Source organism: Limnohabitans sp. T6-5 (assembly GCF_003063315.1).
In the GTDB taxonomy this organism is placed as follows: Bacteria; Pseudomonadota; Gammaproteobacteria; order Burkholderiales; family Burkholderiaceae_C; genus Limnohabitans_A.
On the sequence record NZ_NERV01000001.1, the window covers coordinates 806963 to 833005 of the forward strand.

22 protein-coding genes are annotated in these 26043 nt (G+C 60.0%); 13 read left to right on the forward strand and 9 right to left on the reverse strand.

What is annotated here, in order from left to right; translation table 11 throughout:
- Positions 1-12: 12 nt before the first annotated feature.
- Both argH and B9Z51_RS03480 read left to right on the forward strand, forming a co-directional pair.
- Positions 13-1461 carry an argininosuccinate lyase gene (gene argH / locus B9Z51_RS03475; RefSeq protein ID WP_108371797.1) on the forward strand — a complete coding sequence of 483 codons (1449 nt, stop codon included), beginning with the start codon at positions 13-15 and terminating at the stop codon, positions 1459-1461.
- A gap of 306 nt (positions 1462-1767) precedes the next feature.
- Positions 1768-3381: a DUF4139 domain-containing protein gene (locus B9Z51_RS03480; protein WP_108371799.1), complete on the forward strand. Its 1614-nt coding sequence runs from the start codon at positions 1768-1770 to the stop codon at positions 3379-3381.
- A gap of 60 nt (positions 3382-3441) precedes the next feature.
- Here B9Z51_RS03480 and B9Z51_RS03485 read toward each other — a convergent pair whose 3' ends face one another.
- Together B9Z51_RS03485 and B9Z51_RS03490 are read right to left on the reverse strand one after the other, a co-directional pair.
- Positions 3442-3918, reverse strand: a complete 477-nt coding sequence (locus B9Z51_RS03485; protein ID WP_158272814.1) for a DUF2867 domain-containing protein — start codon at positions 3916-3918, stop codon at positions 3442-3444.
- 63 nt (positions 3919-3981) lie between these two features.
- Positions 3982-4629, reverse strand: coding sequence for a hypothetical protein (locus B9Z51_RS03490; protein ID WP_233254805.1), 648 nt, complete (start codon positions 4627-4629; stop codon positions 3982-3984).
- 541 nt (positions 4630-5170) lie between these two features.
- On the opposite strand from B9Z51_RS03490, the gene B9Z51_RS03495 reads away from it, so the two are divergent.
- From B9Z51_RS03495 to bktB, 3 genes are all read left to right on the forward strand, one after another.
- On the forward strand, positions 5171-5659 hold the full coding sequence (locus B9Z51_RS03495) for a bacteriohemerythrin (RefSeq protein WP_108371805.1): 489 nt from the start codon (positions 5171-5173) through the stop codon (positions 5657-5659).
- Positions 5660-5765: 106 nt separating this feature from the next.
- Positions 5766-6521, forward strand: coding sequence for an SDR family NAD(P)-dependent oxidoreductase (locus B9Z51_RS03500; protein ID WP_199227434.1), 756 nt, complete (start codon positions 5766-5768; stop codon positions 6519-6521).
- Between the two features lie 107 nt (positions 6522-6628).
- Positions 6629-7813, forward strand: coding sequence for a beta-ketothiolase BktB (bktB, locus tag B9Z51_RS03505; protein WP_108371809.1), 1185 nt, complete (start codon positions 6629-6631; stop codon positions 7811-7813).
- Between the two features lie 92 nt (positions 7814-7905).
- Here bktB and B9Z51_RS03510 read toward each other — a convergent pair whose 3' ends face one another.
- The 4 genes from B9Z51_RS03510 to B9Z51_RS03525 all read right to left on the reverse strand — a co-directional run bounded on the left by B9Z51_RS03510 (position 7906) and on the right by B9Z51_RS03525 (position 12743).
- Positions 7906-8658 carry a 2OG-Fe dioxygenase family protein gene (locus tag B9Z51_RS03510; protein ID WP_108372689.1) on the reverse strand — a complete coding sequence of 251 codons (753 nt, stop codon included), beginning with the start codon at positions 8656-8658 and terminating at the stop codon, positions 7906-7908.
- Positions 8659-8936: 278 nt separating this feature from the next.
- The gene (locus B9Z51_RS03515; RefSeq protein WP_108371811.1) at positions 8937-9956 is read right to left on the reverse strand and encodes a methionine synthase; all 1020 of its coding nucleotides are present in this window, start codon (positions 9954-9956) and stop codon (positions 8937-8939) included.
- 31 nt (positions 9957-9987) lie between these two features.
- Complete coding sequence (locus B9Z51_RS03520) at positions 9988-11001, reverse strand: LLM class flavin-dependent oxidoreductase (protein ID WP_199227435.1); 1014 nt, start codon at positions 10999-11001, stop codon at positions 9988-9990.
- Positions 11002-11024: 23 nt separating this feature from the next.
- The gene (locus tag B9Z51_RS03525; RefSeq protein WP_108372692.1) at positions 11025-12743 is read right to left on the reverse strand and encodes a long-chain fatty acid--CoA ligase; all 1719 of its coding nucleotides are present in this window, start codon (positions 12741-12743) and stop codon (positions 11025-11027) included.
- A gap of 195 nt (positions 12744-12938) precedes the next feature.
- Between B9Z51_RS03525 and B9Z51_RS03530 the strand changes: the two genes are divergently transcribed.
- The 8 genes from B9Z51_RS03530 (at position 12939) to B9Z51_RS03565 (ending at position 22986) form a co-directional block, all read left to right on the forward strand.
- A complete protein-coding gene (locus tag B9Z51_RS03530; RefSeq protein WP_108371813.1) occupies positions 12939-13559 on the forward strand; it encodes a response regulator in 621 nt (206 codons plus the stop codon).
- A 237-nt stretch (positions 13560-13796) separates the two neighbouring features.
- Positions 13797-15284 (forward strand): nucleobase:cation symporter-2 family protein, encoded by a 1488-nt coding sequence (locus B9Z51_RS03535; RefSeq protein WP_108371815.1) that lies wholly within the window; start codon positions 13797-13799, stop codon positions 15282-15284.
- Positions 15285-15502: 218 nt separating this feature from the next.
- Entirely contained in the window at positions 15503-17800 is a 2298-nt protein-coding gene (locus B9Z51_RS03540) for an NADP-dependent malic enzyme (RefSeq protein ID WP_108371817.1), read from the forward strand.
- A 218-nt stretch (positions 17801-18018) separates the two neighbouring features.
- The gene (locus tag B9Z51_RS03545; RefSeq protein WP_108371818.1) at positions 18019-19053 is read left to right on the forward strand and encodes an ABC transporter substrate-binding protein; all 1035 of its coding nucleotides are present in this window, start codon (positions 18019-18021) and stop codon (positions 19051-19053) included.
- Between the two features lie 135 nt (positions 19054-19188).
- The gene (locus B9Z51_RS03550) at positions 19189-20007 is read left to right on the forward strand and encodes an ABC transporter ATP-binding protein (protein WP_108371819.1); all 819 of its coding nucleotides are present in this window, start codon (positions 19189-19191) and stop codon (positions 20005-20007) included.
- Between the two features lie 15 nt (positions 20008-20022).
- Positions 20023-20790: an ABC transporter permease gene (locus tag B9Z51_RS03555; RefSeq protein ID WP_108371820.1), complete on the forward strand. Its 768-nt coding sequence runs from the start codon at positions 20023-20025 to the stop codon at positions 20788-20790.
- A 19-nt stretch (positions 20791-20809) separates the two neighbouring features.
- Positions 20810-21640, forward strand: a complete 831-nt coding sequence (locus B9Z51_RS03560) for an urease accessory protein UreD (protein ID WP_108371821.1) — start codon at positions 20810-20812, stop codon at positions 21638-21640.
- 188 nt (positions 21641-21828) lie between these two features.
- Positions 21829-22986: an ATPase gene (locus B9Z51_RS03565; RefSeq protein ID WP_108371822.1), complete on the forward strand. Its 1158-nt coding sequence runs from the start codon at positions 21829-21831 to the stop codon at positions 22984-22986.
- Positions 22987-23241: 255 nt separating this feature from the next.
- Here the strand turns inward: B9Z51_RS03565 and urtE are convergent, their stop codons facing one another.
- From urtE to urtC, 3 genes are all read right to left on the reverse strand, one after another.
- Positions 23242-23946, reverse strand: a complete 705-nt coding sequence (gene urtE / locus B9Z51_RS03570) for an urea ABC transporter ATP-binding subunit UrtE (RefSeq protein WP_108371824.1) — start codon at positions 23944-23946, stop codon at positions 23242-23244.
- Positions 23947-24045: 99 nt separating this feature from the next.
- On the reverse strand, positions 24046-24921 hold the full coding sequence (gene urtD, locus B9Z51_RS03575) for an urea ABC transporter ATP-binding protein UrtD (RefSeq protein WP_108371826.1): 876 nt from the start codon (positions 24919-24921) through the stop codon (positions 24046-24048).
- Positions 24918-26036 (reverse strand): urea ABC transporter permease subunit UrtC, encoded by a 1119-nt coding sequence (urtC, locus tag B9Z51_RS03580; RefSeq protein WP_369958546.1) that lies wholly within the window; start codon positions 26034-26036, stop codon positions 24918-24920. Before urtC ends, urtD begins: the two co-directional genes overlap by 4 nt.
- Positions 26037-26043 lie beyond the last annotated feature (7 nt).

The window sequence follows — 26043 nt, forward strand, 5'->3', positions numbered from 1 at the left end:
AAATCGGCGTCTATGACAAACCAACTCGACAAAAAATCCCAAGCCTGGTCCGCGCTCTTTTCTGAACCCATGAGCGAGTTGGTCAAGCGCTACACCGCCAGCGTGTTCTTTGACAAGCGCCTGTGGCAAGCCGACATCCAGGGCTCTTTGGCCCACGCCGACATGCTGGCCGCGCAAAACATCATCGGCGCCAGCGACCTGGCCGACATCCAGCGCGGCATGGCGCAAATCACCCAAGAGATCGAATCCGGCGCTTTTGAATGGAAGCTCGACCTCGAAGACGTGCACCTGAACATTGAGGCGCGTCTGACCCAGCTGGTGGGCGACGCGGGCAAGCGCCTGCACACTGGGCGCAGCCGCAATGACCAAGTGGCCACCGACGTGCGCCTGTGGCTTCGCAGCGAGATGGACCTGATCATCGATTTGCTGGTGGACCTGCAAAAGTCGCTGGTCGATGTGGCCGAGCAAAACGTCGAAGTCATCCTGCCCGGCTTCACCCACCTGCAAGTGGCCCAGCCGGTGAGCTTTGCGCACCACCTGCTGGCCTATGTCGAGATGTTTGCCCGCGACGCCGAGCGCATGAGCGACGTGCGCCGACGCACCAACCGCCTGCCCTTGGGCAGCGCCGCTTTGGCGGGCACCACTTATCCGCTAGACCGTGAACGTGTGGCACGCACTTTGGGCATGGTTGACGAGCAGGGCAACGCACAGGTTTGCCAAAACAGCCTGGACGGCGTGAGCGACCGCGACTTCGCCATCGAATTCACCGCCGCCGCTTCGCTGTGCATGGTGCACATCAGCCGTTTCTCTGAAGAACTGATTTTGTGGATGAGCCAGAACTTCGGCTTTGTGCGCATTGCCGACCGCTTCACCACCGGCTCGTCGATCATGCCGCAGAAGAAAAATCCCGACGTGCCCGAACTGGCGCGCGGCAAAACTGGTCGCGTGGTCGGCCACCTGATGGGCCTGATCACCCTGATGAAAGGCCAGCCACTGGCCTACAACAAAGACAACCAGGAAGACAAAGAGCCGTTGTTTGACACCGTCGACACGCTCAAGGACACCCTGCGCATCTTCAGCGAAATGGTCGGCGGCCAGGTGAACCCCGCTACGGGCCAAAAAGAAGGCGGCATCACTGTGAATGCCGCCGCCATGGAAGCGGCCGTGAAAAAAGGCTACGCCACGGCCACTGACTTGGCCGACTATTTGGTCAAGAAGGGCTTGCCTTTCCGCGACGCCCACGAGGTGGTGGCCCACGCCGTCAAATCCGCGCAAGGCCTGGGCGTGGACCTGTCAGAGCTGCCGCTGGAAACCCTGCAAAAGTTCGACAGCCGCATCGAAGCCGATGTGTTTGGGCCGCTCAGCCTGCAAGGCTCGCTGAATGCACGCAACACCTTGGGCGGCACAGCGCCTGCGCAGGTGCGGCTGCAGATTGCGCGCCATCGCGTGCGTTTGGGCTGATACCCCGCAGGTCGCAAGCCTGCGCGCCAGTCAGGTGGGCTTCGGCGAAGGCCCACGTCGTGGCTGAAGCCACCGATCTACAGGGGCCAAATGATTCGGCCCTGTGAAGTTTTCAATGCTCAAAGATGTTGTCGGTGGTCGAAGACTCCGACATGCTCCTGTGCAGAAACCCATCATGTCGGACTCTGCGAGTGCCGACCTACAGGGACGTAGCGCGCTCGCAAAGTCCGACCTTGACTGACTCGCCCAGTCGTTGAAGTACGATGCGTCAAAACCACGGCTCCCCATACTCCAAGAGGTCGGCAGATGAACTTTGCATGCAATCACGCTATCCAAGCTTTACGTATCCATGCAAGTCAGGTGTGCAAACTGTCGCTGCTGTTGTTTGCCAGCGCAAGCTGGGCACAGTCGCTGCCGACCGAAGGGACATCCACCATTCAAAACGTGACCGTCTACCCCGGTGTGGCCGTGATTGAGCGTGTAGCCAAAGTGCCTGCAGGTACGCGACAGCTGGTGCTGTCCTGCCTGAGTACAGCGTTTGACATGTCGGCTTTGCGCGTCGATACAAGCCACGGCGTCATGCTGGGCGCCATCAGCGCGGTGGACATGCCCCGCTCCGAAGTACCCGCATGTGCCAACAGCTCGCTGGACGAGAAAATCACAACGCAGGAGCAGCGCATTGCCGCTTTGCGTGCAGAAGAAGCGTCCTACGATCTGGTTCTGAACTATCTTAAAAATTTGGGTTCCAATGTCACGCCTCGAAAAACCAAGCAGGGCATGACAACGATGATGGCGCACATGCAGCGCAGCGGTCTGGATGCCAGTTTGCAGCAGTTGCGTGTCGCACGCGAACGCGAAACACTCGAACGCGATCTCAAACCCCTGCTGAGTCAACGCGAGCGTCAACAATCGCAAGAGCAAGTGCGGCAATTGAGCCTGCAGGTCACGGCTGAACAAGTCAGTGAGCTGCGACTGGTCTACCCTGTACAAACTGCCACCTGGGCGCCCGCCTATCGGGCCACGCTGGACACCACTCAGGCCAGCTTACAAATGGAACGCCTGGCACAGGTCAGTCAAAACAGTGGCGAAGACTGGCGTGGTGTGAGCTTGCGGCTGTCAACAGGCGCCCCCCGTTCAGCACCACAAGGACCTTTGCCACGGGCTTGGACTATTTCAACTCGCCCTCTGTTACTAGAAGGTCGCGTCATGTTGCTAGCACCCACGGCCGCACCCGCGGCCGCGGTCTCCTACCGCCAAGGCACTGAGCCTGTTTTGGACTTTGCCGTGCAAGTGGCGCAGGGTGAATACGCAACCGAATTTCAGGTGCCCGGTAAAGTGGATGTCTCCAGCAGTCATCAGCGTGTGGCGTTCAGTCTTGAGCATCAAACCTGGCCTGCCAAAATATTTGTCCAAACCAGCCCCAAACTGGAAGCCAGCGCCTGGCTGAAGGCACAAGTGGCACGGCCTGACGGAGTCTGGCCTGACGGGATCTTGCATCTGTTGCGCGACCGACAAACCATCGGCCAAAGTACCTGGCGCATGGGTGACGACACCCAAATAAAGCTGCCCTTCGGAAGAGATGAACAAGTGCGCGTTCAGGTCAACGCGACCCCCGATCAAACAGCGAGCGCTGGGTTGCTCAGCACACGTCTGGAACGACGTGAATCGCATCACTATGAAATTCAAAACCTGCATCGCACACCCATTGAGCTGGAGGTGTTGGAATCGCGACCAGTAGGAACCGATGCACAGATCAGCATCGAAGCTGGGTTTGAACCCGCGATAGAACCTCAACCTTGGGGCCATCAAGCAGGCATCGTGGTCTGGAGAAAGACTTTGCCCGCTTCGGCGACAGCCACTTTCAAGGCCAACTATCTGATCACACACCCCAAGGACGTTCGGATCAGCGAAACCCGCTGATGACCACACACACCTGCCATCTGCCCCCAAGAGCCTGTCAAAGCCGCACAAGCCAACGGGTCACAGTCGGCCTTGGATCATCGCCCTGCGCACCATGAAGGGCGCAATGAAACGGTGAAACGGCTTGACGATGAACATGTAGACATGGCCTAGCCGATTGTGGATTTGCACCACAGTGGAGAGTGTGATGAAAGCCTGTCCATCGCGCGGGGTCTTCAAACACGAGATGCGGAAATTCAAGTGCTTATCGTCATCTCCCACGATCAGTTCAGTGGCAGAGACAGATTGCACCGTGAACGGTCCCACGCGAAGTCCTGGCTGAAAAAGAGGTATTCCGCCTGACAACATCCGGGGTGAATTGAATGGGTGCGCCAAGCCCAAGCGCACAGCGATGAGTCCACGCACGCGCATCAACCATTGAACCCATGTGGGCTCAGCGCCAAACACGGCCCAATAGGCTTCTTCCACACCTATGTCGGCTTGACAGCAAGGGGCTTCATAGGCATCGGCAAAGTCTATGCGCTGGAATGAAGTCAATACCTCACTGCTGACAGGTACAGGGACAACACGCGGGCCAGCATGACGATCGACCATGATGCGTCAACCCCACTCCCGCCCCAAGCGAGGCGCCTCAACGCCCCTTTGCAAGCGGATCACCGGCACCGCCATGCTGATGACACGGGGTTTTTCGTCCTTCAGCAGGACAACGTTCAAAAACAAGGTGCCCAAGCCTTTTTCGGTTTTAAAGAGGCCCCAGCGCCGCTGGGGTGCGATGGCCGTCAACAGCGCTTGTTCGTCCCAGTCGTCGGTCAAAGGCAAATAGCTGTAGGCCTGTTCGCGATGGCGCAGCATCACATGGGTGTAGCTGTAGCCGGGAATGGGCAGACCATCCGTGCCCATGGGGCGAAACTTGATTTCGTAATCACCCGTGGCGGTGTTGCCATGCGCATAACGTCCGGCATGAACGCCTTTGGCAAATTTGAAGTTGGGCCTGCCAATCACCAGCGGTGCGTCCATCAGGTTGCGCAGCTCGATGTTGAGGACGTTGGGGTAGTTTTTGTGTCCCGTGCCCATGGAGTATGTGAGGTGGACGGAAAACTCAGGGATCTTCTTTTTGTGTCCACCCAGGACAAAGACCGAAATCATCACACCCGAACCTGCAGTGATGAAGTCCCATAAGCCCTGGTCTTTGGCCCATTTGATCCAAGCCAGGGGAATTTGAACCAAGTGCCAGAGCTCATCAATCATCATGGATGGATTTTAATCACCACAAAGTATTCAAAAAGAGTATCCATCCACCTCGCCACATGGACTGCCGCCAAGGCGTGGGCCAGAGACTGGCGTTCACATGGCCAAGGCGCTGAGGATTGCAGACCTGCAAGCTGGGCCGCGCAATACGGACATCTTTGACAACTCACAGTGCGGCCCGAGACCAGGGGCAACAACGATGGCCGGGCACACAGGGGATTCAGCCATGCGCGACCCTACCCTTTTGCTCTTTTTCCCTATTTATTGATCCGGCCTTGTGAAGTATTCAATGAGCAAAGGTTTTGTAAGTCAGCAGCCACAGCGCCGACAAGTGCCCACGCCGAAGCCAGCAAGGTCGGCGCTCAAGCCACCGACCTACGGGGTGACGGTGCACAAAATTCAAACCTCAGCATGCCGGTTCAATGTATGCGCGTCAGTGAGCCTTGACCGCTCGATCAAGGTCTTGAAAGGGACGAGACAGGGCTGGATCAGCACTTCCACGATAATTTGCCTAACTTTTTGACCTTGCCTCCTTCAAACCATGACCACAGCCACCCCCACCCACATGCCCTGGACCGAATCCCTCCGCACAGGCGACGAGCGCATGGACGAAACCCACCAGGAGTTTGTGGACAAGATCAACCAGATCCTGGCCACGCCCGAAGACGAGCAATTGCCGCTTTACAAGGAATTCCTGAACCACACGGTGGAGCACTTTGCCCAGGAAGAGCGCTGGATGCTGGCCACCGGGTTTTCGGCCGACAACTGCCACGCCGAGCACCACGCCACCATTTTGGAGACCATGCGCGTGGTCGAAGCCCATTACCTGGACAGCGACAAAACCATCATCACCCGCCTGGCCGAAGCTTTGGCCGAGTGGTTTCCGGGGCATGCCAACAGCATGGACGCCGGTTTGGCCGCGCACCTCCAGTCGGTGGGCTTTGACAGCGTGACCGAAACTTTGGCTGATCCTTCGGTGATCCAGAACGTGACCATGTCGGGTTGTGGCAGCGTCAGCTGCAGCAGCTGAAAGCCGATAGGCAGCGCCGCCCAGCCGTCTGGCGCTGTCAACTGCGGCACTCGCTGTGGGCTGCCGCTCTTTACGCACAGGGCATGGGGCCACTACCATGCCGGTCATGACAAAACACCTCTACATCCTCACAGGCGCCTCTCGGGGCATGGGTTTGGCCATTGCAGAAGCACTGCTGCAGGCAGGCAACAGCCTGCTGTGCATCTCTCGCCACACCAACGACGCACTGGCCGCTGCGGCGCAAAAAGCCGATGTGCCTTTGTGGCAATGGACGCAAGACTTGGCAGACGGGCAAAGCGCCAGCGAGCGCTTGCGCATGTGGTTGGGTACCCAAGACGTCACCCAGCTGAGCGGCGCCACCTTGATCAACAACGCCGGGGTGATTCCGCCCATCTGCCCACTGAGCCAGTCCCAACCCGCCGATTTGGCCCTGGCCTTGCGGGTGGGCCTTGAAGCGCCCTTGCAGCTGTGCGCCGCATTTTTGGGGGCGACTGAAGCTTGGCCTGTTGCGCGCCGCGTGCTCAATATTTCTTCAGGCCTGGGTCGAAGCGCCATGGCGTCTCAGGCCGGGTACTGCGCTGCCAAAGCCGGGATGGACCACTTCACCCGATGCATGGCGATGGACGAAGCCCTCAAAGCCAACGGCGCCAAAGTCTGCTCGCTGGCCCCCGGGGTGATCGACACCGACATGCAGGTGCAATTGCGTGGCGCAGCGGGCGATGCGTTCCCGGACCAGGCGAAATTTGCCCAACTCAAGGAAAAAGGCTTGCTCAGCTCGCCGCAGCAGGCGGCCCATCAAGTGTTGTCCTACCTGGCCCGGGCCGAATTCGGACACAACCCCATCGGAGATGTGCGGGACTGAGCCCTTTCCAGCCCAGCAAATCGCCGCCCCTGTCAGGTCAATGTAGCGATTGGCCCTGACACTGAGCGGCTTTTTCAATTTTTATTTCCCCACTGGAGACTTTTCCCATGAGCCGTGAAGTTGTTGTTGTCAGCGGTGTGCGCACCGCCATTGGTACCTATGGCGGCAGCCTGAAGGACATCGCCCCCACCGAGCTGGCCGCGCAAGTCGTGCGCGAAGCCCTGTCCCGCGCGGGCACCGATGGTAAAGACGTTGGCCATGTGGTGTTTGGCCATGTGGTCAACACCGAACCCAAAGACATGTATTTGTCACGCGTGGCGGCCATCAACGGCGGCTGCGCCGAAGGCACGCCCGCTTTCAACGTGAACCGCCTGTGCGGCTCGGGCCTGCAAGCCATCGTCAGCGCCAGCCAGTCCATCTTGCTGGGCGACTGCGACATCGCCATTGGAGGCGGCGCTGAAAACATGAGCCGTGGCCCCTACGCCAGCCTGAGCGCCCGCTGGGGTGCCCGCATGGGTGACACCAAGATGGTCGACATGGTCGTGGGCGCGCTGCATGACCCCTTCCACACCATCCACATGGGCGTGACGGCTGAAAACGTGGCCGCCAAATACGGCATCACCCGTGAAATGCAAGACGCGCTGGCTGTCGAAAGCCACAACCGCGCCGAACGCGCTACCGCAGCGGGCTACTTCAAAGACCAGATCATGCCGGTCATGCTGAAAAGCAAAAAAGGCGAAGTGGCCTACGCCACCGACGAGCACTTCCGCCCCGGCTGCAAGCTCGAAGACATGGCCAAACTCAAGCCCGTGTTCGTGAAAGAAAACGGCACGGTGACCGCTGGCAACGCCTCGGGCATCAACGACGCCGCTGCCGCCGTGGTGCTGATGGAAGCCGGTGCCGCCAAGGCCCGTGGTGCCAAGCCTCTGGCCCGCCTGGTGGGTTATGCCCACACCGGCCTGGACCCCAAGATCATGGGCGTGGGCCCCATCTCGGCCACGCAAGCCGTGCTCAAGAAGACCGGCCTCACGGTCAATGACTTGGACGTGATCGAAGCCAACGAAGCCTTTGCTGCACAAGCCTGCGCCGTGACCCGCGAATTGGGTCTGGACCCCGCCAAGGTCAACCCCAACGGCTCGGGCATTTCGCTGGGCCACCCCATCGGCGCGACCGGCGCTTTGATCACCGTGAAGGCTTTGTATGAGCTGCAACGCGTGAACGGCCGCTATGCGCTGGTGACCATGTGCATTGGCGGCGGTCAGGGTATTGCGGCGATTTTCGAGCGCATGTGATCCATGCTGATCCCGGTTCGCCGGGATCACGCCAAAACAAAGAGCCCGGTGTTTTTACACCGGGCTCTTTGTTTTGGGGACAGCGCAGCTGTTCAGATTTTTGTTGCAGGTTCATCCAAAAAGCTGCCTGAGCGCAAGGTGATGACCAGCGTGTCGCGCCAGCCACCCTCTCGCTCAGGCTGAATCGGTGTGGTTTCGTGGATCACGCGGGTGTCGTCCAGCAGCAAAAGCGACCAGGGCTCGCTCAACGTGAAACGCTGGCCGCGCGGGCTGTCCATGTCGAACACACGGGTCTCACCGCCCTTGATGCCGTGGCGGCCGATCAAAAACACCGCCACCCAGTTCACGCCATCGCGGTGCGCGCCTTCGGGCGTGGGGCGACCGATGCCGTCGGTGGTGTCGATGCGAAACTGGTGCGCTTCAGTGAACCAGGTCTGATCACCCTGCGCCGCCGAGGCCACGCGGGCCAGCCAGCGCAGCAGCGCAGACCATGCCGCTTGTTGCACCACCTCTTGGACCATGGGCTCAAACCAGCGCTGCATACCGCCATGCAAGGCGTTGTAGGACAGAGGCTGCCAATGGGCGCGGTGTGGCACAGCATGCATGGCGTCGGCAGTGACTTCAAAACTGGCGTGGCGCCTACGGCGGTAACGGCCACCGTCTTTGAGGTACTGGTCGGGCGGCAAATCGTTCCAGGTGAATTCCAGCGACTGCAATGTCTGGGCAGACACCCCCGCCAAAGCGCACACGCTGGACGCACTCAACACGGCAAAGCCCTGCGCAGACAAGGTGGCATTGAGCTGCTCAGGCGAAGTCAGCGGTGGCGTCAAGGTGTTTTGAGGCATGAAAACGTCCAGGCAATCAGGCAAAGCCGCAAGCATAACGCCCAGTGAAGCCCTTCTTCGCCATGAGCGCACACCAAACGGCCGATCGCAGCCGCAGCTGATGTGGATCAAGACCCCTTGGGGCGCAAAAAATGAAGCTGCAAAGCCTGCGCAAGGCGGGCTACGACCCGGCAACAGGTGTGCTCAGCCTGCCTCAGACGTCTTGAGCTGATCCATGTCGGGGCTGAAGTCACCGACCTGCAGCTCGGCCATGCCCTGAGCCGCGACATGCACCGGCTTCAGGCGTAGCGCTGGCTCGCCAGCTTGGCGCCTTCAGCCAGGGCCTTGAGCTTGGCCTCGGCCACAGCGCGGCTCATGGGGGCCAAGCCGCAGTTGGTGCAAGCGATCAGACGGTTCTTGGGCACGAACTGCAAGGCGCGGCCAATGGTGTCGGCAATTTCTTCGGGCGTCTCGATGGCCGGGTTGGCCACATCGATCACGCCGACCATCACGTCTTTGCCTTCAAGCAGCTTCATCATTTCCATCGGCACATGCGAGTGCATGCACTCCAGGCTGACTTGCTGGATGCTGCTCTTGGCCAGGGCCGGGAACACCTTTTCGTACTGACGCCATTCGTGGCCCAGCGTCTCTTTCCATTTGTTGTTGGCTTCGATGCCGTAGCCGTAGCAAATGTGCACGGCGGTGGTGCAGGTCAAGCTGCGTGCGGCCACCTCCAGCGCCTTGACGCCCCAATCGGCCGCGTCGTCCATGTAGACGTTGAAGGCGGGCTCGTCGAACTGGATGATGTCCACGCCGTCGGCTTGCAGCGCCAACGCTTCCTGGTTCAACAATTCGGCAAAGGCCATCGCCATCTTGACCTTGTCGCCGTAAAAGCGGTCGGCCACGGTGTCCACGATGGTCATGGGGCCAGGCAAGGTGAATTTGAGCTTTTTCTTCGTATGGGCACGGGCCAGTTGGGCTTCGAAGGCGTGCACGCGGCCCTTGAGGCGCAGGGGTGCGATGACCTGCGGCACCTGCGCGTCGTAGCGGTTGTTGCGGATGCCCATGGTGACTTTGTTCACAAAGTCGATGCCTTCGACCTGCTCCACAAAACCGTGCACAAAGTGCTGGCGGGCTTGCTCACCGTCGCCGATCACGTCCAGGCCTGCGTCTTCTTGTGCCTTGATCCACAGCAGCGTGGCGTCGGCCTTGGCTTGCTGCAACTCGGGGCCCTGGGTGGTCCACTGGGGCCAGAGTTTTTCGGTTTCGGCCAGCCAGGCGGGTTTGGGCAGGCTGCCAGCGATCGCGGTGGTGAACATGTCAAAAGTCCTTGGGTTGAAAATTCAAAGCTCAGCAGTTTGCCGACAAACCAAACTCCTGGGCGAGCAGCTCGTAAGAACGCATTTGGGCTGCAGGGTCATGCGTCCATGTAATGACGACCAGCTCGTCGACTTCCAGCCGTGCCGCCAACTGGCGCAGCTTGGCACCCACCGTGGCGGCCGAGCCGATCAAGGCCCCTTCGCGCAGGCGCTGCAGCGCGAACGCCTCGGCCGGGCTGTAGTCACGCGCCGCTTCTTCGGGGGGCAGCAAGGCGCCGATGCGGCCCAAGTTGCGGTCCATCTTCCAGCGGGCGCGGCTTTCAAACAGGTGCAGCGCCTCTTCATCGGTGTCGGCGGCAAGCGCCCAAACACACAAGGCGGCAGATGGCTTGTGCAGGTCGGCGCTGGGACGGAAGGTTTCGCGGTAGATCTGCAGCGCCTCCTCAGCGCCCTGCCCATCGGTGATGAAATAAGCAAACGCATAGGGCAGCCCCAAGTGCGCGGCCAGCTGGGCGCCATAGTCCGAGCTGCCCAACATCCAGACCGTGGGCGAAGTCTCTGACTGCGGATAGGCGTACACGTTGTGCCCCGGGTGGCCGGGCGGCATGTTCTGCCCGCTCACCCAGGCTTGCAATTCCATGACCTGCTGCGGAAAGCGCTCGGAGGCATGGCGGTCGGGATTGAGCAATTGCGCCGTGCGCCCGTCGCTGCCAGGCGCACGGCCCACACCCAAGTCGATGCGGCCCGGTGCCAGCGCATCCAAGACACGAAACTGCTCAGCCACCTTCAGGGCGGCGTAGTGCGGCAGCATCACGCCAGCGCTGCCAATGCGGATGCGCTGGGTGCGTGCGGCAATGGCGGCCATGAGCACTTCGGGTGCGCTGCCCACGATGCTGGGGTGGCTGTGGTGCTCGCTCACCCAAAAACGCTCATAGCCCCAAGCCTCGGCCTTTTGCGCCAGCGCCAGGGTCTGCCGAATGGTCGCGTCCTGGCCGCGCCCGGAGGCAGCGGCCGATTGGTCGAGGATGGAAAGTTTCAAGTTCATGAGGATGGGGCGATCACAAGGTCTCAAGCCTTGGCAGGCGCCCCCGTGGCCGCCAATTCGGCTTCTTGCAGAGCCCGCCACATGACTTTGCCGCTGCCGCTCTTGGGCAGGGCATCGACAAAACTCACAGCGCGGGGCATTTTGTAAACCGCCATGTTCTCACGACACCAGTCGATGATGTCCTGCTCGCTCACTTGGCCCTGGTGGCTCTGACGCAAGACCACCACCGCCTTGACCGATTCGCCCCGGTAAGCATCCCGGGTCGAGATGATGCAAGCCTCCTGAATGGCCGGGTGGCGGAACATCAAGGCCTCGACTTCGGCCGGCCAGACCTTGAAGCCGCTGGCGTTGATCATGCGTTTGAGGCGGTCGGTCATGAAAAAATAACCTTCTTCATCGATCCGCCCCATGTCGCCCGTGCGGAAAAAGCTTTTGCCATCCCGCTCAAAAAACGCCGCAGCTGTCGCCTCAGGGCGCTTCCAGTAACCCTTGAACACCTGCGGCCCACAGGTCACGATTTCACCGGCCTCACCGACTGGCAATTCCACCAGGGTTTCCGGGTCCACGATGCGCGAATCCACATTCATGAAGGGAATGCCCAAACATTGTTTTTTGGGCGCATCCGGCGGATTGGTGTGCGAGGGCGCGGCGGTTTCGGTCAAGCCATAGCCTTCGACATAACGCAGGCCGTATTGGTCCAGCAGGCGCTGTGCGACCGCCTCGGGCATGGCCGCACCGCCGCCACCGATGTAAACCAGACTCGACAAGTCATAGCGATCCAGATTCGGACTGCCCAACAAATCAATCACCATGGTGGGGATATTCGTCCAATGGGTGACCTTCCATTTGGAGATCAGGTAACCCGCCACATCGCGGTCCCAGCGCGGCATGATGACCAGGCAAGAGCCCAACAAGATGTTGGTGTGCATCAGGCTGACCATGCCGGTGATGTGGAACATGGGCACCACGCAGAGTGTGACGTTTTCGGGTGTTCCGCTGCCCCACAGGCCACTGGACATGGCGTTGTGCATGATGGTGCCGTGTGTGTGCACACACCCTTTGGGCAAACCGGTGGTGCCGCTGGTGTAAGGCAAAACCGCCATGTCTGAGGGCGTGGCCTGGACCGGGGGCAAGGTGGCAGGCACCCCTTGCGCCATGAGCTCGGACCAAGCATGCACCTGCCCGGATGACAACACAGGCAATCCACGTTGGGGCAGCAGCCAGCTGCGCCAAGCCTCAGGCAGATCCTCGGCGGTCACTTGGTCTGGCTCAAACACATCGGTGAACTGCGTCACGACCAGGTGCTTGAGCCTTTGCTCGGCAGGCAAGGCTTCGCTGGCCTGCACCAGATCGGGCGCCAAATCGGCCGTGGTGATCGCCACACGCGTGTCCGGGTCGGTGATGTAGTGCTTGAGCTCTTCGGCCCGGTTCATCGGGTTGACCGGTACCACGACCGCGTCGAGCCGCAAAATGGCGAAATGGGAGATGACCAGCTGGGGGCAGTTTTGCATGTTGAGCACCACCCGATCCCCGGCTTGCACGCCCAAAGCCGACAACTGAGCCGCCATGTGCTCTGCTGCCTGCATCAGCTCACGAAAAGTCCAGACACGTCCCATGAACACCAGTGCGGCCTTGTCTGGGTAGCGCATTGCACTGATCGCCAGGTTCATCCACAGTGAAGTAGCTGGTGGTGTGATCTGGGTCGGTAAGCGGGCTGGCCAAACAGCGGCGTGGGCGGGCATCAAGGGTCTCCTCATTCTTTGGGTGTGGTGCATGTTAATCTTCAAAGGACTCCAGCAAATCCCCTGCTTTGTCGCAGGGGAGACCACCACAAAGAGCCACGGGTCAACTCGATCAAATGTTTCTAATTGTTTATTTTTTCATCCCTTAGTGTTATTTTTGTGCCCAATTAACATTTTTATCACTAAAATAACCACATGCAAACACATCACACCCCCGACACCCTCGAAGATTATTGCGGCACCACTTACGCAGCCAAATTACTTGGACTGTCGGTGGGAACTATTCAGACGCTGGTCGAGAAAAATGAACTGCAAGCCTGGAAGACCCAAGGCGGACACCGCCGCATTTCCATGCCTTCCATCCGCGAATACCAGCGTAAACACAATATGCTGATGTCGCCTCTCGACAACCGGGAAGGCCGACTGAAGGTTTTGCTGGTCGAAGACGATGCGGTCACACGCGACATGCTGCGCGATTTTTGCCACCGCTGCGAAATGCCTGTCGACTGCACCGCCATGTCCTCCGGTCTGGAAGCACTGATCGACATCGCCAGCATCCAGCCTGACGTCATGATCGCCGACCTCAATATGCCTGGCGTCGACGGTTTTGAGTTGCTGCGCACCCTGCGTCAGACAGCCCAATTCAATCGCATGACTTGCCTGGTCATTTCTGCCCTGTCCCAAGAAGAAATTGCAGCTCGCGGTGGCTTGCCCGAAGGCACCATCTTCATGGCCAAGCCTATCAACATGCAGTGGTTCAACGGATTTTTCACGGCATTGATGGCAGGTCGAAAAGTGGAACTGCAAGCGGCCTGAAACCCACAGCCGCTTCTTCATTTGAAGCCTTCAGGTGCTGCGGTTTGCACCACCACCTGATCAGAAACAGAGCCACTGCATACCGTGCAGTGGCTTTTTTTTGCCTGCCAATTTCATGACAGGGTTTTTACGCATCCCATCACCCCCCATTTTGTATACAGTTCAGCACACAAAGCTGCAAAATTCTAGCCGCTTTGGGATTGTCCCCCTCCCGTTTACTTCCAAGGAGCCCCCTCCATGAGTTCAACCATCCACCCCGTGGACGAGAAACTGCCCTCGGGCAAGCTCGCCGCTTTGGGCCTGCAACATGTGCTGGTGATGTACGCCGGCGCCGTGGCCGTGCCTCTGATCGTGGGCCGCGCCCTCAAACTGAGCCCGCAAGACGTGGCCTACCTGATTTCCGCCGACTTGTTTTGCTGCGGTCTGGTCACCTTGATCCAATCGCTGGGCGCGACCCAACTGTTTGGCATTCGCCTGCCCGTGATGATGGGCGTGACCTTTGCCTCCGTGGCACCCATGGTGGCCATGGCCAACGCCAACCCCGGCGAAATGGGGGCCCAGCTGATCTTTGGCTCCATCATCGGAGCAGGGGTGATATCGATCCTGATTGCGCCACTGGTCAGCCGCATGTTGCGCTTCTTCCCGCCGGTGGTCACCGGCACCATCATTGCCGTCATCGGCATCAGCCTGATGCGCATCGGCATCAACTGGATTTTTGGCAACCCCTTCGGCCCCACGGCACCCAGCGTGGTGACGCCTGAACACAAAGCCTGGCTGGACGCCGCCACCGCTGCAGCGGGTGCGCCCGGCTCGACCTTGCCAGCCCTTCCCAAAGACCTGGCCCTACTGCCCAAGATGCCCAACCCCAAATACGCGGACCTGGGCGGTGTGGGTGTGGCCGCTTTGGTGCTGGTCTCGATCCTGCTGATCGCCCGCTACGCCAAAGGCTTTGTGGCCAACATCTCGGTGCTGTTGGGCATCGTGATCGGTGGCGTGGTCGCCACCGGCATGGGCCTGATGAACTTCGACAAAGTCGGCAAGGCCGACTGGTTCGGCATCGTGACGCCTTTCCACTTTGGCATGCCGGTGTTTGACCCGGTGCTGATCCTGACCATGTCGCTGGTCATGATCGTGGTGATGATCGAGTCGACCGGCATGTTCCTCGCTTTGGGCGAAATGACCGACAGCAAGGTGGACCAAGCCGCGCTGACACGCGGTTTGCGCACCGATGGTTTGGGCACCTTGATTGGCGGCATCTTCAACACCTTCCCCTACACCAGCTTCTCGCAAAACGTGGGTCTGGTCGCTGTCACCGGCGTCAAGAGCCGCTTTGTCTGCGTGGCCGGTGGTTTGATCCTGGTGGCCTTGGGCCTGTTGCCCAAGATGGCCGCACTCGTCGAGTCGCTGCCCACCGTGGTGCTGGGCGGCGCAGGTCTGGTGATGTTCGGCATGGTGGCCGCCACCGGCATCCGCATCCTGGGTGGCGTGGACTTCAAGAACAACCGCTTCAACGCGCTCATCGTGGCCATTTCGATCGGCATCGGCATGATCCCGCTGATCGCCCCCAACTTCAAACAGTGGATGCCACACAACCTGCACCCCCTGATCGAGTCGGGCATTTTGCTGGCCTCCATCAGCGCGGTGATCCTGAACCTGTTCTTCAACGGCGCCAGTGGTGACAACCGCGACGCGATCGAGGCTGCCAAGCAGGCCGAGGCGCACTGATCCAGAAAACCATTTGTGGGAGCGACGCCCCCGTCGCGATTCGGCGCTCACACGAGCACCCCGCATTCGCCCCGAGGGCGGGGCTCCCACAAAGTACCCCAAGGCCAAGCCAAGTGCTTGGCCTTTTGCTTTTTAGGGGGGTAATGGTCAGCAAAAGCGGGTTACAAATGGGTTACGCTGTCGCCCATTCTGTGTTTTTACCCCTAGAGACAACCACAATGAGCGACAACCTCTCCCCCGCCGAACAAGCCCTGCGCGACGCCGCCCGTGACTACCACCGCTACCCCACACGCGGCAAGATTTCGGTCAACCCCACCAAGCCCATGTCCAACCAGCGCGACCTGTCGCTGGCCTATTCGCCCGGCGTGGCCTACCCGTGTCTGGACATCGCGGCGGACCCGTCCAAAGCGCACGAGTACACCTCGCGCGGCAACCTGGTGGCCGTGATCACCAACGGCACCGCCGTGCTGGGTCTGGGCGACATCGGCCCGCTGGCCAGCAAACCGGTCATGGAAGGCAAAGGCGGCCTGTTCAAGAAATTCGCCGGCATCGACGTGTTCGACATCGAGCTGGCCGAGCGTGACCCCGACAAACTGGTCGAGATCATCGCCAGCATGGAGCCCACCTTGGGCGGCATCAACCTCGAAGACATCAAAGCCCCCGAGTGCTTCTACATCGAGAAGAAGCTGCGCGAGCGCATGAACATCCCGGTCTTTCACGACGACCAGCACGGCACGGCCATCATCTCGGCCGCCGCCATGCTCAACGGCCTGGAACTGGTGGGCAAAGACATCGGCCAAGTCAAAGTGGCCGTCTCGGGCGCAGGTGCTGCGGCCATCGCCTGCCTGGACGTGATGGTGGGCCTGGGCGTCAAGACCAGCAACATCTTTGTGTGCGACTCCAAAGGCGTGATCTACGAAGGCCGCCCCGGCGGATATGACGAGTCCAAAGCCCGCTACGCTCAAAAGACCGAAGACCGCACACTGGCCGATGCGGTCAAGGGCGCTGACGTGTTCCTCGGCTGCTCGGCCCCCGGCGTGATGACGGTGGACATGGTCAAGACCATGGCCGACAAACCGATCATTTTGGCGCTGGCCAACCCCGAACCCGAAATCCGCCCCGAACTGGCCAAGGCCGCCCGTCCGGACTGCATCATCGCCACCGGCCGCTCGGACTACCCCAACCAGGTCAACAATGTCCTGTGCTTCCCCTACATCTTCCGGGGTGCATTGGATTGCGGTGCCACCAAGATCACCGAGGCCATGAAGCTCGCCTGCGTGCGCCAGATCGCCGACCTGGCCAAGGCCGACATCAGCGAGGAAGTGGCCAGCGCCTACGCCGGGCAAGACCTGACCTTTGGCAGCGAGTACCTGATCCCCAAGCCGTTTGACTCGCGCCTGATCTTGCGCATCGCGCCCGCCGTGGCGCAGGCTGCGGCCGACTCGGGTGTTGCCACCCGGCCGATCACCGACATGGATGCCTACCGCCAGCAGCTGCAGAGCTTTGTCTCGCAAACCGGCCTGCTGATGCGCCCGATCTTCAACGCGGCCAAGGCCGTGCCCCATGGCGCCAAACGCGTGGCCTACGCCGATGGCGAAGACCAGCGCGCCCTGCGTGCCGCCCAAATGGCCATCGACGAAAAACTGGCCCACCCGATCCTGATCGGTCGCCCCTCGGTCATCGCCGCCCGCATCGAAAAAGCCGGTCTGCGCATGCGCCTGGGTGTAGACGTGGACAACGTGAACCCCGAGGACGATCCGCGTTTCCGTCAATATTGGGAGCACTACCACCAGCTGATGAAGCGCAACGGCGCCACCCCCGCCGTGGCAAAGGCCGCCGTGCGCAGATCCAACACCATCATCGGCTCGCTGATGGTCTCGCTGGGTGATGCCGACGCCATGATCTGTGGCCTGGCTGGCACCTACATGACGCACCTAGAGCGCATCGACGCCATCTTGGGCAAGCGCGTGGGTGCTGGCAACTACGCTGCCGTGAACGCCCTCATGACCAACCAGGGGCCGCTCTTCGTCACCGACACCTATGTCAACGAAGACCCCAGCGCCGAGCAACTGTCCGAGATCGCCTTCATGGCCGCCCAAGAAGTGCAGCGCTTTGGCATCGTGCCCAAGGTGGCTTTCCTCTCGCATTCGAGCTACGGCTCTTCCAAGCGGGCATCCGCTCGCAAGATGCGCCTGGCGCGCGACCTGTTTGTGGCGCAGCACCCCGACATCGAGTGCGACGGCGAGCTGCACGGCGACGCCGCCCTGCAGCCCGAGATCCGCAGTGCCTACATCGAGGACAGCACCCTGAGCGGTTCTGCCAACCTGCTGGTCTGTCCCAACCTGGACGCGGCCAACATTTTGTACAACGTCATGAAGACCACCACCAGCGGCGGGGTCACCGTGGGCCCGGTGCTGATGGGCACAGCGGCCTCGGCGCACATCCTGACGCCTGCTGCCACCGTGCGCCGCGTGCTGAACATGACGGCACTGGCCGTGGCCTGCGCGCAAGGCTGATGCCCCCAAAGAGGTCGGACTCTTCGAGTGCCGACCTGCGTCACCGACGCCCGCACAAACTCAAGCACCTCGCCCCGATTCAGTGCGCCTTGCCCTGCGCAGCGCACCAGATTCGGGCGTTTCATCGGGTAAACCTGACAAATAGCGTCAAAGGCTTGGTCGATAATGGCACCGAATTTGCTTAATGGCATTCACCGTTTATTGACTCAGGAGTTCCCATGGACAAGCGCTTCTTCCTCAAAACCACCACCCTGCTGGCTGCAGCTTGCGCCTTCGGCTCAGCCCAGGCCCAGACCACCCCGATCAAGTTTCAAATGGACTGGCGTTTTGAGGGCCCTGCTGCCTTCTTTCTGGTGCCCGGTGCCAAGGGTTATTTCAAGGACGCCAAGCTCGACGTGACGGTGGACTCGGGCAACGGCTCGGGCGGCGCAGTCACCCGCGTGGCTTCGGGCACTTACGACATGGGCTTTGCAGACTTAGCCGCCTTGATGGAATTTCACGCCAACAACCCCGACGCGCCCAACAAGCCCGTGGCGGTGATGATGGTCTACAACAACACACCTGCATCGGTCATGGCGCTCAAGAAGTCGGGCATCAAGACCCCCGCTGACCTGGCTGGCAAAAAGCTGGGCGCGCCCGTGTTTGATGCAGGCCGCCGCGCCTTCCCGATCTTTGCCAAGGCGAACAACGTGGGCAATGTGGCCTGGACCGCGATGGACCCGCCACTGCGCGAAACCATGCTGGTGCGCGGCGATGTGGACGCCATCACCGGCTTCACCTTCACCTCACTGCTCAACATCGAGGCGCGTGGCGTCAAAGCGGCTGACGTGGTGGTCATGCAATACCCCGACTACGGCGTCAAGCTGTACGGCAACGCCATCATCGCTTCGCCCAAGATCATCAAGGAAAACCCAGCGGCTGTGAAAGCCTTCCTGGCCGCCTTCACCAAGGGCGCCAAGGACGTGATGGCCGATCCGGCCAAAGCCATTGAAACCGTCAAGGCCCGTGACGGCATCATCAACGTGGAACTCGAAACCCGCCGCTTGCAGCTGGCGATTGACACGGTGATCAACAGCCCCGACGCCCGCAGCGAAGGTTTTGGTCAGGTCAAAGGCCCACGCCTGAGCCTGATGTCGTCACAAGTGTCCGACGCCTTCAACACCAAGACTCGCGTCAAAGCCGACGACATCTGGAACGGCTCATTCCTGCCTTCTGCCAAGGACCTGGACATCCTGCCCAAAGGCAAGAAGTAATCCACACCCGCCTGATGCCGCATCAGGCTTGGCTGGATTTCAGTCATTGCCCGCCCCACAAACCCCAGCTACGCGCTGCGGTTTGTTTCGGGTCAGGCTGTATGCACGTTAGAACACCCCTTCAAAGTTGACACCATGTCCCAAGACGCATTCGTCGATTTCCAGAATGTCTGGCTGGCCTACAACGACGAGTTGCTGGCACAAAACCACTTTGCGGTAGAAGACATCAACCTGCAGGTCAAGCAGGGCGAGTTCATCGCCATCGTCGGTCCGTCGGGCTGCGGCAAATCGACCTTCATGAAGCTGACCACGGGCCTGAAGATGCCCAGCCGTGGCCGCATTCTGGTCGATGGGCAGCCCGTGACCGGCCCGCTCAAGATCAGCGGCATGGCTTTTCAGGCTTCTTCGCTCTTGCCCTGGCGCACCACACTCGACAACGTGCTGCTGCCGCTTGAAATCGTGGAGCCCTACCGCTCCAACTTCAAGCAAAAAAAGGCCGAATATGCGGAGCGCGCCCGCAAGCTGCTGAACACCGTGGGCCTGGCCGGTTACGAAGACAAGTTCCCCTGGCAACTGTCAGGCGGCATGCAGCAACGCGCCAGCATCTGCCGAGCCCTGATCCACGAACCCAAAATGCTCTTGCTGGACGAGCCCTTTGGTGCGCTGGACGCCTTCACCCGTGAGGAACTCTGGTGCATCCTGCGCGACCTGTGGACCGAGCAAAAATTCAACGTGATTCTTGTCACGCACGACCTGCGCGAATCGGTGTTTCTGGCCGACACGGTGTACGTGATGAGCAAGAGCCCGGGCCGCTTTGTGGTCAAGCGCGACATCGACCTGCCCCGCCCCCGTGATCTGGAAGTCACCTACACCCCGGAATTCACAACAATAGTGCACGAGCTGCGCGGCCACATCGGTGCCATGCGCAAGACCGGCGCAGCGATCAACCAATAAACGGGAGCCATGCACATGAAACAAAAAACACTGGAACGCTGGTCCCCCTGGGTTTTGCTGGTCATCAGCATCCTGATCTGGGAAGGCCTGTGCCGCGCCTTCAACGTGTCGGAATTCGTTTTCCCCAGCCCCTCGCGCATCGCGCAGCAAACCATCGAATTCAAGGACGTGATCGCCGGTCACGCCTGGCGTACCTTCTGGGTGACCATGGTCGGCTTTGGCATCGCCATCGTGGTGGGCGTGTTGCTGGGCTTTGTCATCGGCAGCTCACGCCTGGCCTATGCCGCCGTGTACCCGCTCATGACCGCTTTCAACGCCTTGCCCAAAGCGGCCTTTGTGCCGATTTTGGTGGTGTGGTTTGGCATCGGCATCGGCCCGGCCATCCTCACGGCTTTCCTGATCAGCTTCTTCCCGATCATGGTGAATATTGCCACCGGTTTGGCCACCTTGGAGCCTGAGCTGGAAGACGTGCTGCGCGTGCTGGGCGCCAAGCGCTGGGACGTGCTGATCAAAGTGGGCCTGCCCCGCTCCATGCCTTACTTTTATGGCTCGCTCAAAGTCGCCATCACGCTGGCCTTTGTGGGCACCACCGTCTCCGAGATGACCGCCTCGAACGAAGGCATTGGCTACCTGTTGATTTCTGCTGGCTCGGCTATGCAGATGGGCCTGGCGTTTTCGGGTCTGGTCGTGGTCGGGGCCATGGCCATGATCATGTACGAGCTGTTCAGCACCATCGAAAAACACACCACCGGCTGGGCACACCGCGGCTCGCAAGGGGAATGAACATCCTGCGAGTGAGGGCATGACCTGGCACGCCAGCCTGCAGCTGGACTACACGCAAGAGTCAGGTCGCAGTGTGGCCCGCTACCTGCATCAAGGGCCGCTGCGCATTTTGCAAAGTCTTTACCCCGAAGGCGATGCGGTCTGCCACAACGTGCTGGTGCACCCGCCCAGCGGCCTGGTGGGAGGCGACACCCTCGACATGACCGTGACTGTGGGCGCAGGCGCCCATGGCTTGGTCACCACGCCTGGGGCCACACGCTTTTACCGATCCGATGCTGGCCTGGCCACGCAGCAAGTGCATGCGCGTGTGGCCGCCGATGCACGGCTGGAGTGGCTGCCACTGGAAGCCATTGCCTACAACGGCTGCGACGGCCTCAACCGCGCCGTGTTTGACCTGGCCCCCGGCGCAGAAATGATGACTTGGGACATCACCGCATTGGGCCTGCCCGCTGCCGACTTGCCTTTTGCTCGAGGCAGCTTCCGCCAGCACCTGGAGATTCCGGGCGTGTGGCTGGAACGCGGCAACATCAACGCCACCGACACCCGATTGATGAACAGTCCGCTGGGTTTAGCAGGGCAGCGCTGCATGGCCACGCTGGTGTTTGCGGCGGGCAGTTCGATTGCCGCAGAACGCTCAGATCGCGCCTTGGCCTGCGCCCGGGAATTGCTGGAAGCGTCTGAACTGCGCCTCACGGCCGGGGCCACCTCCCCGCACAAGCAGGTCATCGTGCTGCGCGTGCTGTCACCTGTGACCGAGCCGACCATGCAATTGCTGCGGCAGGTGTGGGCCGCATGGCGGCATGAAATGTGGGGCATGAGCGGCACGGTGCCGCGGTTGTGGAATCTATGAGCTGACAAATGCCATTTGGCTTGATTGAATAGGGTGGACTGAAAAGAGGCAATGAAACTGTCAAAAATCCTTGACAGTTCAAAACGAGACAGAAGCATCACCCTGACCATAAAACAACACCAAGGCTGTTTACTTTGAATTATTCCCGAAGGATAATTATCGCCATCAGATAAATCCAGGTAATTGCCATGGCTGAAAACCCTTTCTTCCACCGCCCCCAGTACGCCAATGACTTGGCACAGCAACTGCTCAAGCCCACGGCCTTGCAGTTGCAAGTGCGTTCAGGCGTATTTCTCTCGGGCATCCGTCGCATCGGGAAGACCACCTTCTTGCGGCAAGACCTGATCCCCGCGCTGGAGTCCATGCAGGCCTTGGTGATTTATGTGGACCTGTGGGCGGACCGCAGCAAGAGCCCCGCCTTGCTGGTGCATGAGGCGGTCAAGTCCACACTGTCCGAACTGGCCTCTCCGGGCACCACGCTGCTGGAACGGTTCAAGGGACTGAATGTCGGCGCCGCGGGGTTCAGCTTTGGTTTTCAGGTGGACTCCGTTGGCAAACCGGGCGGCGCCACGCTCAGCGAGGTATTCACCGAACTGGTGGACAAAGTCAGCACCAATGTTGTGCTGATACTGGATGAAGTGCAACAAGCGCTGGGCACCGAAGATGGCAACAACCTGCTGTTTGCCCTCAAGGCTGCGCGCGATGCCGTCAACACCCGCCCTGGCACGGCAGGTTATCTGCTGTTTCTGGGCACGGGCTCACACAAATCTCTGGTGGCCGACATGGCCACACGCCGCTCGCAACCCTTTGCAGGTGCCGTCGCGACGGAGTACGAACCTCTGGGTGCCGAATTTGTGCGCTGGAAGCACGAACAACTGCAGCCTCTCAAGGGCGTCAAACTGCCTTCGCAAGAGGTGATGTACCAAGGTTTTCTGGCCATAGGCCAACGGCCAGAGGAATTGCAGAACGCACTGGTGCTGCTTCAGTCGCGCCCCGAAGACCCCGACATGGCCTTCCCCATCATCTGTACGACGCTGGCCGCATCAGCGGCAGAGGTGGAAATTGCCACGGTCGAATCCATGGGGGCTTTGGCATCGGCCATCTTTGACCGTGTGGCGCATGGAAACGAATCCGGCGAGTCCGGCCTGTTTTCAGCAGATGCGATACAACAATACGGCGCGCTGATCGGGGTCTCTGTCGATACGACGCAAGTCCAGAACATGATGGATCGGATGATCACGGCCAACCTCATCCACCGCCGTTCACATGGCGTCTATGCGATTGCCGACCCGTTTGTGCGGCAGGCATGGCAACAACGCAAGGCCATGCAGCTCCCAAGCCGATAGTGGCTGACGTTACATATTAAGCAGAACTTCATAGTTGCCGCAAACGCGCAGGTGCCTTCCCTTTCTGAATCTAAAAAATTCGTCAACCGCATCGCACCCTTAGAAGAAGAGAGATGGCTGATGCAAAAACGGTCATGGATGGCGCCCCCGCACCCCCAGCAAGCCATCCTGGATAAGTACTTGCAATGAACAGGATTGAAATTCGAGCAGCCGGCCTTTCGATAGTTTGCCAACCATCCACTGGCAAGAGACCCCTCAGATTGCCACCAACTGCTGAATGTTCTTGGCTTTCATCTCGCTGCCCGGACCGCGTGCAATGACTTCGCCACGCTCCATCACCAAATACTGGTCAGCCAGTTCTTCGGCAAAGTCGTAGTACTGCTCGCAGAGCAACACCGCCATGCGCTGGCCTTGCAGGCCCACGTCGGCCAGCTGTCGGATCACGCGGCCGATGTCTTTGATGATGCTCGGCTGAATGCCTTCGGTAGGTTCGTCCAGGATCAGCAAGCGCGGTTTAGCGGCCAATGCGCGGGCAATGGCCAGTTGCTGTTGTTGACCGCCAGACAAGTCACCGCCACGGCGGTGCAGCATTTGTTTGAGCACCGGAAACAGCTCAAACAACTCGGGCGGGATCGGCGTGCCACCCGGCTGCGTTGCCAGACCCATCAGAAGGTTGTCTTCGACCGTCAAGCGGGCAAAAATTTCTCGGCCCTGCGGCACATAGCCGATCCCGGCTGCAGCACGTTCGTAGGGTTTGGCATTGGAGATGTCTTTGCCGTCCAACACCACACTGCCGCTTTTGATGGGCACCAGGCCCATGAGCGATTTGAGCAAAGTGGTTTTGCCCACACCATTGCGCCCCAAGAGCACGGTGACCTGGCCTTGCTGCGCGTTCAGGCTCACATCGCGCAGGATGTGGGAGCCGCCGTAGTACTGATGAATATTCTTGACTTCCAGCATGTTTCACTCTTCAAGTAGGTCGAACCTTCATGTCCGACATTCGGTCATGGGGGGGCACTTGTCGGCGTTAAAGCGCCGACCTGCAAGAACCCAGACGCATCAGCGTCCCAAATAAACTTCAATCACCCGCTCGTCGGCCTGCACCTGATCGAGCGTGCCCTGGGCCAACACCGAGCCATCGCACAGCACGGTGACGATGTCCGAGATGGTGCGGATGAAGCTCATGTCGTGCTCCACCACCATCAGCGAGTGCTTGCCTTTGAGCGTCAAAAACAACTCGGCGGTGCGCTCGGTCTCGTGGTCGGTCATGCCGGCAACGGGTTCATCCAGCAGCAACAGCTTGGGGTCTTGCATGAGCAACATGCCGATCTCCAGCCACTGCTTTTGACCGTGACTGAGCAGACCCGCCTGTTTGCTGACGCTGTCCGCCAAATGGATGGTATGCAGCACTTCGGCCAAGCGGTCACTTTGGCGTGAGTCGAGCTTGAAGAACATCGAAGCCTTCACGCCCTTGGGTGTTTTCAGGGCCAGCTCCAGGTTTTCAAACACCGTCAAATGCTCGAACACCGTGGGCTTTTGGAACTTGCGGCCAATGCCCAGCTGGGCAATCTCGGGCTCGTTGTGTCGCAACAAGTCGATGGTGCTGCCAAAGAACACGCTGCCTTCGTCAGGGCGGGTCTTGCCGGTGATGATGTCCATCATCGTGGTCTTGCCTGCACCGTTGGGGCCGATGATGCACCGCAGCTCACCGGGCGCAATGTCGAGCGACAGCTTGTTGATGGCCTTGAAGCCGTCAAAGCTCACGCTCACGTCTTCGAGGTACAAGATGCGGCCATGGGTCACATCCACCTCGTTGGCGTCTTGCACCACGCGGCCATAGCCTGCGCTGCGGCCACCGGACTCGGTCGATTCGGCCACCAGCTTGGCGTGTTCAGCCACGCGCTCAGCGCCTTTTTTCAGCAGGTCGGGCGTCATGCGGCACCGCCTTTCTTGTTTTTGATTTTGGCGACCAGCCCCACCACACCCTGGGGCAAATACAAAGTCACCGCGATGAACAACGCACCCAAAAAGTACAACCAGAACTCGGGCGCAGTCACCGTGAGCCAGCTTTTGGCCCCGTTGACCAGGAATGCGCCCACGATGGGGCCGATCAAAGTGCCACGGCCACCCACTGCGGCCCACACGGCAATTTCAATCGAGTTGGCCGCGCTCATCTCACCCGGGTTGATGATGCCCACTTGCGGCACATACAAAGCCCCGGCAATACCGCACATCACGGCCGAAATGACCCAGATGCTCAGCTTGTAAGGCAGTGGCGAATAGCCCGAGAACATCACACGCGTTTCGGCATCGCGGATCGCCATCAACACGCGGCCGTACTTGCTGCCCACCAACCAGCGCGAGAACACATAAAAGCCCAGCAAGGTCAGGCCGGTGATGACAAACAGCACCATGCGCATATTGGGTGTCGCAATGGGCAAGTCCAAAATGCGTTTGAAATCCGTGAAGCCGTTGTTGCCGCCAAAGCCGGTTTCGTTGCGGAAGAACAGCAGCATGGCCGCATAGGTCATGGCCTGGGTGATGATGGAGAAATACACTCCTTTGATGCGCGAGCGGAACGCGAAGTAACCGAACACGAAGGCGATGAAGCCTGGCGCCAGCACCACCAAACACAAGGTCGCGATGAAGCTGTCCGACAGCATCCAGTGCCAGGGCAGCTCTTTCCAATCCAGAAAGACCATGAAGTCGGGCAAGTTGCTTTTGTAGTTGCCGTCTTGCCCGATCTGGCGCATGAGGTACATGCCCATCACATAGCCGCCTAAAGCGAAGAACAAGCCATGGCCCAAGGACAAGATGCCGGTGTAGCCCCAGATCAGGTCCATGGCCAAGGCGCAGATGGCATAGCACATGATCTTGCCAATCAAAGCAATGGCGTAGTCACTCAGGTGGAAAGCGCTGCCCGCAGGCACCAGCAAGTTGAACACCGGTGCCAAGACACCGACCACGATCAGGGCCAGCAAAAACACCGACCAGGCTTTGCGCGTCAGCAAGGGCGCGGCTTGAGGGAGTTTGAAAGTTGTCATGGTCATGTCCATA